This is a genomic window from Hymenobacter lutimineralis (assembly GCF_008271285.1).
Classification (GTDB): Bacteria; Bacteroidota; Bacteroidia; order Cytophagales; family Hymenobacteraceae; genus Hymenobacter; species Hymenobacter lutimineralis.
On sequence record NZ_VTHL01000010.1, the window covers coordinates 56,041 to 69,078 of the forward strand.

Below are 13,038 nucleotides of genomic sequence, written 5' to 3' on the forward strand. Positions count from 1 at the left end.
TTAGCTGGCCTCGAACTGCCGCAAAAAGCGCATGTCGTTTTCCGTGAACAGGCGCAGGTCCTTGATCTGGTACTTGAGCATGGCAATGCGCTCTATACCCATACCCCAGGCGTAACCGGAGTACTTCTCCGGGTCAATGCCCGACTGCTCCAGTACGGCCGGGTCCACCATGCCGCAGCCCCCAATTTCTACCCAGCCGGTGCCTTTGCAGATGTTGCAGCCCTTGCCTTTGCAAATCAGGCAGGTGATATCAATTTCGGCCGAGGGCTCGGTGAACGGAAAGAACGAGGGGCGGAAGCGCACCTGCATATCATCCCCAAACAACTCCTGCACGAAGTAGTACACGGTCTGCTTCAGATCGGCGAAGCTCACGTTTTCGTCCACAAACAAGGCTTCTACTTGATGAAACATCATGTGGGCCCGGGCTGAAATGGCTTCGTTGCGGTACACCCGGCCGGGCATGATGCTGCGGATGGGCGGCTTTTGGGACTGCATCACCCGCACCTGCACGGGGCTGGTGTGCGTGCGCAGTACCCACTCCGGCTGACCGGGCGTGCGGTGTACAAAAAAGGTGTCCTGCATATCCCGGGCCGGATGGTTTTCCGGGAAGTTCAGCGCCGTGAAGTTGTGCCAGTCGTCCTCGATTTCCGGGCCTTCTTCCACATTGAAGCCGATGCGAGCCAGGATGCGCACAATTTCTTCCCGTACCAGACTCAGCGGATGGCGCGTGCCCAGGGCGTTGGGAACGGTAGGTAAGGTATAATCGAAGGTAGGGTCGGCGGGGGCGTTGGCGGAGGCCGCTGCTAGTTCCTGCTGGCGCTGCTCAAATTTTTGCTGGGCGTATTGCTTGAGCTGGTTGAGCTGCTGACCCACGGCCCGGCGCTGGTCGGGAGCTACCGTTTTCAGCTCGTCAAACAAGTCGGCCAGCTGCCCTTTGCGGCCGGTGAAGGCCACGCGAAATTGCTCCAGCTGCTCGGCGGTGGTGATATCAAAGGCGTCCAGCGCTGCCTGTAATCGGGTGATATTCTCCTGCATAGTAGCGCAAAGGTACATGCTCCCTGCGAAGTCTTCATGCTGCGCTGCAGTACATTGGCAAGAGAGAAAATAGTTGTTTTAAGAAAAGAACTAGCGCGCTGGCGGAACCCCCTGAAACACCGTATTGTTGCAGCCGGAACATTCTTTCCAGGCCGGGGCACACCGCCCGCCGGAAATTTTCGTAGTAGCTCCAACCGCTCAAGTTTATTCAGTCTACTTTTTCTTCCCCTTCGTCATGCACCGTTCATTTTCTTCATATATCGTAGTGGCTGCCTTGCTGGCGGGCACTCCGGCGCTGGCGCAGCAGAAAGCTGCTCCCGCGAAGCCGAAGCCCGTAGCTACGGCTGCTCCTGCCGACACTGCCCGTAAAGCCGCCACCGGTGCCGATTGGAATGCTGCAGGTGGGGGAGGCTCTACCCAGTCCATGAACCAGACGGAAGGCATCCAGATTGCCCCCGGGTTCACGGCAGCCCCTTCCATGCGCGTTTCTACCGACTACCAGGGCCGCCCACTCGGAAAGTATGTGCGTCGGCGCGTTAGTGCCCCCGACCCAGTGGCGGCCCCGGCTCCTGCTTACGTAGAGGCCACCCCGGTTCCGGCACCAGAGCCCACACCGGCAGCAGAGCCAGCGCCCGCCGCAGCCACAGCCAGCACTTCTTCAACCAAGAAAGCTACGACCACGGCTACTGCTAAAAAAGCGGCCACGCCAGCTAAAAAAGCACCGGCTAAGAAGAAGGCCGATGATGGCTGGGGCTCGGGTGGCAGCGGCTGGTAAGCTAAGCCGCGCTAAGCGGCCTCATCCAGCATTACCTGATTCTACAAAAAAACGCCGACCTCCTGGTCGGCGTTTTTTGTGCGGCATATTTTCAGGTGTAGAGAATTTGCCTGCATTTCACCCGCTCATATGGCCTGTTTCCTCGGCTGGTACTAGTGCAGGAGCAGCATCGGTTGAATCAGCACAGGAAAAAGAAGGGGGCTGCCTATCTGGTAGGCAGCCCCCTGTTATATTGTTCCAGTCAGCTTAATTCAACTGAAGGGCTTGTTGCTCGCCTCCGCGACGGAGCTTGGTTATTCGTATACCTTCACTACAAACACAAAGTCCTGCAGCTTGCGCACCTGCTGGGCGCGGGAGTTACCCGTAAGTTGGTTGTTGCGGGAAATGGCGCCCGGGCCGCCCGGAGTGGCCGTCAGAGAGTCCACTAGGCGCATCAGGTAGGATGATTTGGTGGCAAAGGCGGCACTCTGCACGTCCATTTGCCGTCCGCTGATTACGCCAATCAGGTTACCCCGGTCATCCAACAGGGGGCCGCCGCTGTTGCCGGGGTTCACGGGAATGCTGATTTGGTAAAAGGCTGTATCTCCTTCAAAACCCGAACGGGCGCTAAGAGAGCCTTCACCGAAAACGACATCCTCGCGCGGGTAGCCCAAGGTATATACCCGCTCCCCCAGGTCGGCGGAGCCCCGCTTAAAGGAATAGGGCAGGCGGCCAAAGCCTTTGAAGTCTTTATCGTTGATGCGCAGAATGGCCAGGTCGTGCGCTACGTCGCTGAAGACAGGCTCGGCGCGGAAGCGCTGCCGGTCGCGGCTTTCAATCAGCAGGGAGTCAGCTCCCTGAATTACGTGGTAGCTGGTCACCAGGTAGCCGTCGGCCGTGAGGGCAAAGCCCGTGCCCCCAAACTTGCCCGGGTTGAGCTCCTCCGGGGATTTGACCCCGTCAATCTGGTTGAGCGTGCGGTTGATAGCGCGCTGGTTGCGCTTGATGCGGTCCATCTCCCGCCGCAGCACCGTGTAGCCGTAAGAAGACGGTTTTTGCACGGCCCGCCACCATTCAATGCCCAGGAGGGTAGCAAACACGGCCAGTACGGCTACCGAGGCCGCCACGGCAATAGTGGCCCGGTGCGAGCCCCAGAATTCGCGCAGCCGGCGCTCTACCGGGGAGATGTAGAGGGTAGGCATGGTGGGCACGCCCGTATCCTGGGTAGTGTCCTGCTGGGCTTCCGCATCTAGTGCTGCCTGAAGCGTAGTTAGTTTGCCGCGCAACGTCCGGCGCTGGCCATAGGCCTGCAACGACTTGGAAAGGGAATCAAAGTCAGCGTAACGACGGGCCAGCACGGGGTCGGCGGCGAGGCGGGCTGCTAGCTCGGCCCGGCTGGGCTCGGGCAGTTCGCCGCGTTGGTAGGCTTCAAATAGCTCGTAATAGTCGGCTTCCGTTTTCATAGCTGGTAAGGCGGCTGGGTGAGTTCCGCCATCGGAGGGCTGTTGCGGTATCAGTACTGTTCTTCTTCCTGGTAATGGGTGAAAAACAGCTTTTTAAGCCGCACCAAGCACTTGTACTTTTGGTTTTTTGCGTTATCGGCGTTGGTATAGCCAAAGTCGGCAGTGAGTTGCTGCATCGATTTATCGAGCAGGTAATAACCTTCCAAAAGTGAACGGCAAGGCTCCCCCAGCTGACTCAGGGCCTGCTCCATAAGGGCAAACTGCTGGTCGCGCTGCTCGGCCAGGACCAAATCGGCTTCGGCCCCGGTTTCGAGGTAGGGTTCGTGGTCGTCGAGGCGGCCGCCGTAGCGGCCTTTCTCAGCCAGGCGCTTTAGCCAGAGGCGGCGGCACACCGCGTAAAGGTACGTTTTGATCTGGCAGCTAAGTTCCAGGGAACCATCACGTACCTTCTCATAAAACACGATTACGCCCTCCTGGTAAACATCCTTGGCCTCGTCTTCGGTACCGCTGTTCTGCTGTACTAAGTGAAGGACCATTGGAAGGTGCAGGCGGTAGAGTTGTGCCAGCGCCCGGTCGTCGCCGAGGCGGATGGCCGCCACGAACTCTTCATCGGTATAGGAAGGTTGACCCTTGCCCATTCGCTTTGCTTGTTAATACGTTAGGCCCCGGTGGGTAACCCGGAAAAAAAACATTTTTCTTGCTGGGTTACCTTTTCATTGTTCAGGTATGAAGGGCGTTTTTCAGACTTTTTACTTTTTCAAACCTACACCAAAATGAAGAATCTCCTGAAAGTTTCTGCTGTTGCCGTTCTGTTCGCCGCTGGCCTCGCTTCTTGCGAGCAGAAGTCGACCGAAACTACCGAAACCACCAACGTAGAAGCTCCTGCTACCACGGACACGACCGTAGTTGCTGAGTCGACGACCACCACGGTTGCTGCTGACACCACGGCTGCTGCCGCTGCTCCTGCTGCCACGACCGAGGCTACCACCACGACCACGACGACCGAGCAGAAGTAATTTCTGCCTGGCTGCCTTCTGCACAAGCTGTAGAGGCCGCCAGGGTGCCAACAGCCCGGACTCCACTTGCTGGAGTTCGGGCTGTTTGATTTTCGGCAGTGTACGGGCTAGCTCAACAGTAGTTGACACAGCTAGAGCTTTTCTTCCAGCCACAGAAACCCAGCACTTAGCACAAATACCCCAAAAAGATAAGCCAGCGGCCAAGGCTGTTGATGACTGGCCTTGGTGGGTTGGAGAATCCGGGTTTGGCCGGTAACGACGGCCCGCTGCTGCCAGGCAGCCTGCTGCGGGCCGCGCCAAGCCTGCGAGGGATACACGTAAAATGAGTACTGAGGCTGCCCGGGAAGCTGTAGGGCATGCCAGCCGCTTTGCCGGGGCCAGAACTGGGCCGTATACCACTCAGCCAAGTTTACGTTTTGTTGCAGAGCCAGCGGAGTAGGGGAGCCACCCGGGCCCAGCACCGCAGCCGGCCCTATGGGCGGCGTGGCACTAAGGCGCAGATCAACAGAATAGTGCGGCTGGGGGAAGGGAGTAAGTACCTGCCAGCGCGTAGGGGCGGCCAAAGGCCGGGCAGCCGCCGTAAGCAGCCGCGCCCAGTAAGAATCGTAGCCCGCAGCGGCATTTTGCAGAAGCCAGGGAAATGTTTCGGCTACGGTGGTAACCACCAGTTGGCCCGCACCCCACCGCCGACTGGCGGCCACCGGTAGCTGCGCGGCCGTCAGTAAGGCAGTAGCATTTGGCGTCGGGCGTAGGCTCGCCAGCAGCGGCGCCAGCAGCGGCTGGGGCATATCTGGCCAGCGCAGGGGCTGTTTTGCGGTCCGGTTGGCCGGGAGAGCAGCGAGGCCAAAGTCACCTTGCTTAGCAAGAGAGGCGGGTAGGGGCTTTTCATCGGCCAGCACCACAAGGCCCAGCCCTTGCCCAGGTACGGCTTGCTGCAGAGCCCGCACCTCCGCCGTGGGCAAGCTGCGCAGGGTGCCGGCATCTAGCACCACTACATCGTAGCGCCGTAGCACGGCGGAGCTAAGGGCAGTAAGCGGGTGAGGTGGCTGATTTAAAAATTCGGTTTGCACTAGCTGCTGGCTCACGCCGCTAAGGATGGCTACCCTATGCTGGCGCGCAGCTAGTTGATTCTTCAAAAAACGAAACTCGAAAGAAGGCGCGGCGCTGAGCAGCAGCACGTGCAAAGCGCGGGTATCCCGCACTTCTACGGGTACTGGCTCGGTGGCAAGCACTTGCCCACCAGCCCGGGCCTGTAAGTCGTATACCGCCAGCCCAGTGGCTTTGGGCACGTAGCGCAGCTGAAAAGAGCCACTCCCGGTGGGCAGCTTCAGCGAATCCTGCGGCGCCCCGGCGGCGTGCAGCACTACCCATGTTTCTTGCCGGGAGCCGGGACTGGAGAAGCGGCCTGTTATTCGCAATGGCTGCCCCAACTCTACGCGCCGGGGCCACTGAGCGGCCACAAAACCCGTGGCCTGCCCGGGGGCGTGCAGGTGCAGCCGCGCGGCCATGGCCGAGGGCAGCTCAGCCATGGCAGCAACCGGACCTACTACGTGTAGCGCGGCAGGCGCCGGATGCTGCTCGGCCCAGGCCTGCAGGCTGTGCACGATTGGGGTATCGGTGGAAATGGGCCGGGCTGGGGAGAAGAGGGCGGGGCGTTGGGAGCTGCCCAGCCGGCGCTGCAGGGCCCGCACCGAATCGGGTTGGTAGCCCGGCATTAGCAGGATAGCCGCCGCTGGCTGCTCAGGCACTTCGTACGTGGGGGGGTACACCATGGCCCAAAGTGCCGCTACCGCCAGCCAGCCAGCCACCACCCGCGCCGCGCGCCACCGGCGGTTGGGCCGGCGCCAGGCCAGCACCGACAAGCCAAGCACGAGCAGCCCGCAAACCAGCAAAAAGAACAAAGCAAAACCAGTGGGGAGTAGTAGCATACGGTAACTCAGCGAAGCTCTTGCAGGTAGCGTTGGGCTAGCCGGGAGGTGCCAGCTGGGCGGGCAGGTGCCGCAGGAGGCGCCGGCAGTAGCCGGGTGAAGGCCCGCTCAACAACGGATAAGTCGGAAGCCGGCAAGGCTTTTCCCGCTTTCAGCCCCGCCGTCAGCCGCCGCAGGCTGCGCAAGGCGGAGAGGTAGGCGCCGGGCTGACTTTGAGCCGCCTGGGTCAGGACCTGCCCCCCAAGCTCCAGAACGGCGGCATCGGTGCGGGCCGGTGCCCGGCCCTGCCGTAGCTCGGCTACGGCACGCAAGGCCGCACGGAGAGCCGGCTGCCGGGCAGGGGCCGGCTGGGTACTTTGGCGCGTAACCGGGGCCGCGCCGGCCAGGTCGCCGCTGAGGCGAAGCGTGGCCTCGGGCAAAGGTGGTGGCTCAAACCCCGATTTTCGCACGTAGGCACGGGTTTGTTGCTGCACTTGCTTGAGCAGCCGCAGGGCTTTGTACTCGAAAGGCAAGGCTTCTTTCGCCCGGCCGGTGCGCAGCCGCAGCTCGGCTTCCCACATCTGGCTGAGTACAATGCTGAGCTTGGCTTTCACGGCGGGCTCCAGAAAATCGGCCGTTTCGGCGTCGTCATGGCTGTGCACGTAGGCCTCCATCAGAGCCGCGGTTTCGGGGGTGTTAGCCGCGCTGGTGGCTGCCCCGGAAGGCGGCGCGTGCGCATGGTCGTGGTATTCGGCGCCGGGCTCCTCATCGTGGTGCTCGGCGCCGGCTGCCTCGGTGGGCACTTCGCCAATGGCCTCCGAAAACTCCTCACCCATGAACTTGCCGTAGCGCAGGCGCAGGATTTTCTGGTCGTGCCCAATGTCATTGCCCCGGGAAACAAACTGCTCGGCGCTTAAAGCTGCCTTTTCCGCCAGCAGCTTTTCGGTGTCAATAATAATCTGGCGCTGACTGCGAAAGTAGGCTGGCACCGTGGTGACGCCCAGGGACACGTCGAGGTTCGAGTCGTCGACGGTCGTGTCTTCCCACTGCACCAGGTAACTATCGGAGCGGGTCATCTGCTGGTGGTTGTCCCACACCCGAATCTGAAAATACACTTCGTCGCCGTAGGTGAGGCCGAGCTTGGGCAGGTTCAGCACGTGCGCGAGCGTGGCCTGCGTGGGCTGACCAGCCAGTTGGGTAGTCAGATCCTGCGTCACCTGCCGGAACTTGACGCCTTCGCCCTGCCCCTGGGCCACCGTGGCAACTAAGCTGGCTTTGGTGAGGCCGTAATCGTCGTGCACGGCCACGCGCACCGGGATGCGGGGTGGGGTGCCAAACTCCACCAGCGTATAAGGTCGGGGCGTGCGCAGTTGCAAGGAGGGGGCGTGGTCGGGTATGGCCTCAATGGCGTAGTCGTTGGAGGTCTGCCCCGCATACCGCACCCGGTACAATACCGACTTGGTCACCAGTAATTCTGCCTGGTAGGTCACCGGCTGCCCCTCCACGGCCCGAAAAGCCAGCTGCTGACGCCCAACTTCCAGAACGGGCGCTGAGCTACGTGGGCCGGCTACCGCAACCGTCCAGCGTACCCGGGAGCCCGCCGGGCAACGAAATGAGGGCTCGGCTGCCGTAAAAGCCGCCCGGTGTGTGTAGGCCGGGGGCTGAATGAAAACCCGCGTTTCAGCAATGATGCTGGCAGCCGGAGGGCCAGGGTTGGTGGAGACTGGAAACTCCAGGGGGCTGGTACGTGACATGGCAGGAGCTACCGCCCGCCCTTCACTCCAGAAGTCTACCCCCACTGCTGCTACCAGTAAAGCCAGCATAAGCAGCAATGTCCCGCGCCATGCAATAGGTAGCAAGGGGCCTCGTTGCGCCAGCAGCTCCAGCAGCGCGGCGCAGGTGCGCCCCAGCTGGAGCTTTTCCAGCAGCTGCAAGTCTTCGGCCGGTCGTAGCAGCAGGCCGCTACTGTCCTCCAGCGCCGGGTACTGGCGGTCGAGCTGGCCGGCAAAGAACGAAAGGGGCCGGTAAGCAAGGCGCCAGCAGTATACAGCCATCAGCAGCCCTGCTACTCCCAGCGTGGCCCACACGGCCCAAGCCGGGGCAGCCTGTTGTAGTGCTACCAGTAGCGCGCTGGCTCCCGCTGCTACGGGCAGAAGGGAAGCGAAGAGCTGCCGTCCCACCTGCCGCCGCCAGGCCCGCTGAAGCAAGGCATAGGGTACCTCGGCTGTTGCCAATGAGCGGCTAGTAGTAGTCATAGGGCATTGCTCGATTGGGAAGTTGCCGCCTGCCGGCTGGACAGCCAGCGTTCCAGGCCCAGCAGAAATGCTGCGGCTACTGCCAGCCAGGGGCGCAAGTCTAGGTAGTGCGCGCTGGCGGGTAGCCCACGTACGGTGGTTGGCGTGCTGTCTACTACGCTGATTTGGCTGCTAGGCAATAAGCGCCGGTCGTAGCGCAAGGGTACAGGGGATGGTTGCTGGAGTAGGGGGAGGAGAAGCTCCGGTAGTTCAGGGGTGTTGCCCAGGGTGCTCCAGCTTGCGTGCAGACGCGTGTAGCAGCGGTAGTGCTGTTGGTGGCCCTGTTGCTCCACTGTCAGCAACGGACGGGCCGCACCATCAGCCCATAGTACTTGCTGGGTGGAAGCAGCCGAGACGCGGCTCACCCGCGTGAAGGAAATTTCCGGGGCATCGGGGAAAGGCTGAAAGCGGCCGGTAACCGCGCGGCCGGCATCGGTCGGAAACTGCCAGGTCTGCACTGCGTGAGCCCGGGGAAGTGGGGCGGTGCTGAGCCAGAAAAGCCAGTCCAGCTCCATAGCCGCCGGTGGGTCTTGGCCCGACACGGTAAGCTGCAGCGGGGCTGCTAGCCCTACGGCGGCGGCCCGAAGGGCCGCCCGCAAAAAACGCGCATCTTCCCCAAAGGCAGCATCTGCCCGAAGCCAAGCGCGGATGGGGCGTTGGCGAATGAGAACCGTATCGGTGGCCGAAAGCAGGTACGTGCCTCCTTGGTAGGGCTGACGCCGCCAGGCTCCCAGCCCCGGCACGCGGAGCGTACCGGAGGCTGGGAAAGCCAGGCGCAGCGGCCGGAACGTCACCTGCTCGTCGGTACTACGTCCCAGCACCAGGTAGAGGCTGTCGGGCCGGGGCTGGTAGGCCGACTGGAGCCAGGTACTGGAGTCGGCAACCGGCACCAGCTGCCACTGCACTTGGGGCGGTAGCAGCGGCCGCCGCCCCTGAAACTGCCCACGGGTGGCGGAGGTAAACACGCGGAGTGGTCGGTTGGGAAAAGAATCCACGGCTTGCTGCACGCGCATCCAGGTGTTTTCGGGCTGGTGGGGCAGCTCCGCTACCACCGTGAGGCCGGAGTCGAGCCGGGCCCAGGTCGCCGGAGCAACGAGGGGAAATCCAGCCCGCAGCATTCGGGTTTCGTAGCCGCGCTTGCGTAGAGAGTCAAGCGAAGCCCGTACGGCCGGCAGGGTCTCGGAGGCCAGGAGCTCTGGGCTGATCAGCAGCTGACCACGCACGGGCGGGGGCGGCTGTTGCCAGCGCAGGCCCGCCACGGCCAGGGCGAGCAGCGTCAGCAGCAACGCCCGCAGCAGAAACAAGGGGAGCTGCTCCGGCTTCAGGCTTCGCAGTCGTTGGTTGGCCCCGGTTTCCAGCCAGCGGAGGCTGCCCACCCGCACCGTGCGGCCAGGACGCCGGTTCCAGAGGTAGATAGCCAGCGGAACCAGCAGGCCCAGCAGCGCTATGAATCCAGATGGCGACGAGAAGCTAAGCATGCGGGAAAAATCGAGCGGCTAACGGATGACCAGGTGAAAATAAAATAGAAAGAGCAACGGGGGACTTTATAGCGCCGCTTGTCGTCGCTGCAGAAACACGCGCAGGGCTTGGTCGAGAGGCTCCGCGGTGTCTAACAGATGATAGTCGAAGCCCTGGCGGCGGGCAGCAGTAGCCGTTTCCCGCAGCCACTGCTGCTGCCGGCTAAGCCAGCCGGCGCGCTGCTGGTCGGCGTTCAGCTGCACGGTGCGGCCCGTTTCCAGGTCTTCGAAGGTAAGGGCGCCGCGGTAGGTAAAGCGTAGCTCATTCCCGGCCAGTACGTGCAACAGCAGCACTTCCGCGCCCGTGGCCCGCAACCGGGCGAGCAGGCCCCGAATTTCCGACTCTTCCTCGTACAGGTCGCTCACGCACACCAGCAGCCGCTTTTGGGCGCGGGCTGTGAGGGACTGCAGGTCGGCTGGGGCGGGGAAGCGGCCGGCGGCAGTAGTTTGCTCCAGGGCGTGAAACAGGCGCGGCAGCTGGCGGGTATCGGCGCGGGGCGGCACGTGCTGGTGGCCGCTGGCGTGCAGTACCGTCAGGCCCACGGCATCGCCCTGCTGGCGGGCCAGGTAGGCCAGGGCAGCCAGGAGCAAGCGGGCATAGTCGAGCTTGGCAAGGCCGTTGTCGTCCTGGTGGTTCATGCTGGCGGTGGCGTCCAGCAGCAGGTGTACCGTGAGGCTGGCCTCTACCTCCGACTCGCGCAGGTAATACCGATCAGAACGCGCCGCCAGCCGCCAATCGAGGCGGCGCAGGTCGTCGCCGGGCTGATAGGGGCGGTACTGGCTGAACTCCAGCCCGGCGCCCCGCTGCCGGCTGTGGTGCTGACCGTGCAGAAAGCCCTCCACGGCCTGGCGGGCGGCCAGGGGCAGGTTGCGCAGCGCATGCAGGACTTCAGGGGAAAGCATTCTTGGGTGTTCGTTTTTAGGTGTCAGTTGCTGGCTGCTCGTTGCTCGTTGTTCTTGAAGCTGTCCTGACAACTAACAACTAAAAACGAACAACTAGCCCCTACACGGGTACGGCCTTCAGCAGAGCGGCTACGGCGTCGTCGGGGGTGAGGCTGTCGGCTTCGGCGTTGAAGTTGAGTAGCACGCGGTGGCGCAGCACGGCTGGGGCCAGGGCGTGCAAATCGTCCAGCGTAGCGGCAAAGCGGCCTTGCAGCAGCGCACGAGCCTTGGCGCACAAAATGAGGGCCTGCCCCGCCCGCGGTCCGGCCCCCCAGCGGCCGTAGTCCTGAATAAATTTGACGGAAGATGTGGCCGGCCGTGTGGCCCGCACCAGCCGGTTCACGAAGGCCAGCAGCTCGGGGCTAATGCTTACCTGTCGCACCAGCTGCTGCAGCTGCCGGATGTCTTCGCCGCCCAGTACCGGGCGTACCTCGGCGCGGCCCGTGCCGGTGGTGCCACTGAGCACGGCCAGCTCCTCCTGCTCGGTGGGGTAGCCGATGCGGATGTACAGCAGGAACCGGTCGAGCTGGGCCTCGGGCAGCGGATACGTGCCGCTTTGCTCGATGGGGTTTTGGGTAGCCAGCAGGAAAAACGGCTTCGGCAGCGCGTGTTCCTGCCCCGCGTAGGTAACGTGGCCTTCCTGCATGGCCTCCAGCAGCGCCGCCTGGGTTTTGGGCGGGGTGCGGTTGATTTCATCGGCCAGCACTAAGCTGGCGAAGATAGGCCCGGGCTGAAAAGTGAAGGTGCGGCGGCCGGTGCCGTGGTCTTCCTCCAGGACTTCAGTGCCCAGAATATCCGTGGGCATCAGGTCGGGGGTGAACTGAATGCGGCGGAAGGGCAGGTCGGTGGCCTGGGCTAGGGTGCGCACCAGCAGGGTTTTGGCCAGGCCCGGCACACCTTCCAGCAGGGCGTGGCCCCCGGCCAGCAACGCCACCAGCACTTCATCCAGCACGGCCTCCTGGCCTACAATGACTTTGGCTATTTCCTGCCGGAGAGGGGGCAGCTTTTGCAGCAGGCGGTGTACGTCTTGTTCGGTCACTGGCGGTGTTGGAAAGTCAGCAGGAAGGGAAGGGTAAAGGTTACGCAAAGTCAACGGAAAGCAGCAAAAGGCTGCTTGCTGGGGAATATTTTCGCATTTTTTTGCCTCGGCTAAAGTCTGATATGGTCTTCGAATAGTTTGCTGCCCGGTGGCCAATCTATCTACTTCGGGCCATGAAACACAACCGCACCCACCGTCTTCCGCTATTTCCCCGCGCTACTTTTCTGTGGCTGATGGGCGCTATGCTAGCTAGCCAACTTGCCCAAGCGCAGTCCGAGCCCGCCCCGGCGGCCACCCCCCAGCCCGGTTTACGCAATGCCGTGCGCATCGATTTAGGCGGAATTTTAACCCGCAATGTGGCCTACAACGCCCTCAACTACGACAACCGCTTTCTGCTGCCGATACTGGTGGGCTACGAGCGGCAGGTGGGCCAACGCACCAGCGGCAGCATAGAAGCCTTGGTGAACGGCGGTTCCCCCAACGAGCGGTTGACGGGCCTGGCCCTGCAAGGCCGCTACTATGCTTTTCAGGGTAAGCAAACGGGCCTGGCCGGTCTATACGTGGCGCCCACCATGAGCTATCGGGCCGTGCGGCAAACGTTCGGCTATGAGGTCGACTATAAGTCTAAGCTGGGCGGAGTAGGTGCTCTGCTGGGCGCTCAGTGCCCAATTGGGGCATCCGGCCGGCTGCTGCTGGATATAGCCGGGGGCGTTATGACTTGGAAGCGGCTGGATGCCCGGCCGACTGCGGGGCAGGAGTACCACAGTACCGAAACATTCTACGAGCGGAATGAGACAGTCTTCGACGGCCGCTTAAGCCTTGGCTACCGGTTTTGAGGCGGTAAAGGAGTAAGATAAGCTCGCCTTCTGCCTTATGTCGGCAACTCAGACAAAGTAAAGTAGCATACCTATCGTTCCACGCTGGAAATAGAATAATACGTCCATGCTATGTCGAGCTGAGCATTACTACTTCCTGCTGTGCAAGAAAGTGTTTGCGTTGGGGCTGACGCTCAGTGCCACTATTATCGGCGTTCAGGCGCAAGTTGCGCCCGATGCGGCTGGCTTGGCTTCC

General features: G+C 62.2%; 11 protein-coding genes. 3 read left to right on the forward strand and 8 right to left on the reverse strand.

Annotated elements, in window-relative coordinates; all coding sequences use genetic code 11:
• Entirely contained in the window at positions 1-1,035 is a 1,035-nt protein-coding gene (pheS, locus tag FY528_RS10905) for a phenylalanine--tRNA ligase subunit alpha (RefSeq protein ID WP_149071041.1), read from the reverse strand.
• A 235-nt stretch (positions 1,036-1,270) separates the two neighbouring features.
• Between pheS and FY528_RS10910 the strand changes: the two genes are divergently transcribed.
• Positions 1,271-1,810, forward strand: coding sequence for a hypothetical protein (locus FY528_RS10910; RefSeq protein ID WP_149071042.1), 540 nt, complete (start codon positions 1,271-1,273; stop codon positions 1,808-1,810).
• Positions 1,811-2,103: 293 nt separating this feature from the next.
• Here FY528_RS10910 and FY528_RS10915 read toward each other — a convergent pair whose 3' ends face one another.
• The gene (locus tag FY528_RS10915; protein WP_149071043.1) at positions 2,104-3,252 is read right to left on the reverse strand and encodes a S1C family serine protease; all 1,149 of its coding nucleotides are present in this window, start codon (positions 3,250-3,252) and stop codon (positions 2,104-2,106) included.
• 50 nt (positions 3,253-3,302) lie between these two features.
• Complete coding sequence (locus tag FY528_RS10920) at positions 3,303-3,890, reverse strand: RNA polymerase sigma factor (protein ID WP_149071044.1); 588 nt, start codon at positions 3,888-3,890, stop codon at positions 3,303-3,305.
• Between the two features lie 135 nt (positions 3,891-4,025).
• Between FY528_RS10920 and FY528_RS10925 the strand changes: the two genes are divergently transcribed.
• Positions 4,026-4,268 carry a hypothetical protein gene (locus FY528_RS10925; protein ID WP_149071045.1) on the forward strand — a complete coding sequence of 81 codons (243 nt, stop codon included), beginning with the start codon at positions 4,026-4,028 and terminating at the stop codon, positions 4,266-4,268.
• 131 nt (positions 4,269-4,399) lie between these two features.
• Here the strand turns inward: FY528_RS10925 and FY528_RS10930 are convergent, their stop codons facing one another.
• From FY528_RS10930 to FY528_RS10950, 5 genes are all read right to left on the reverse strand, one after another.
• The gene (locus tag FY528_RS10930) at positions 4,400-6,196 is read right to left on the reverse strand and encodes a hypothetical protein (protein ID WP_149071046.1); all 1,797 of its coding nucleotides are present in this window, start codon (positions 6,194-6,196) and stop codon (positions 4,400-4,402) included.
• An 8-nt stretch (positions 6,197-6,204) separates the two neighbouring features.
• A complete protein-coding gene (locus tag FY528_RS10935) occupies positions 6,205-8,430 on the reverse strand; it encodes a DUF4175 family protein (protein WP_149071047.1) in 2,226 nt (741 codons plus the stop codon).
• Entirely contained in the window at positions 8,427-9,947 is a 1,521-nt protein-coding gene (locus FY528_RS10940; protein ID WP_149071048.1) for a BatA domain-containing protein, read from the reverse strand. The genes FY528_RS10935 and FY528_RS10940 overlap by 4 nt, the downstream gene beginning before the upstream one ends.
• 66 nt (positions 9,948-10,013) lie before the next feature.
• Positions 10,014-10,889 carry a DUF58 domain-containing protein gene (locus tag FY528_RS10945; protein ID WP_149071049.1) on the reverse strand — a complete coding sequence of 292 codons (876 nt, stop codon included), beginning with the start codon at positions 10,887-10,889 and terminating at the stop codon, positions 10,014-10,016.
• Between the two features lie 100 nt (positions 10,890-10,989).
• Positions 10,990-11,967 (reverse strand): AAA family ATPase, encoded by a 978-nt coding sequence (locus FY528_RS10950; RefSeq protein ID WP_149071050.1) that lies wholly within the window; start codon positions 11,965-11,967, stop codon positions 10,990-10,992.
• Positions 11,968-12,140: 173 nt separating this feature from the next.
• Here FY528_RS10950 and FY528_RS10955 point away from each other — a divergent pair, with 173 nt between their 5' ends.
• A complete protein-coding gene (locus tag FY528_RS10955; RefSeq protein WP_149071051.1) occupies positions 12,141-12,803 on the forward strand; it encodes a hypothetical protein in 663 nt (220 codons plus the stop codon).
• Positions 12,804-13,038: the final 235 nt, after the last annotated feature.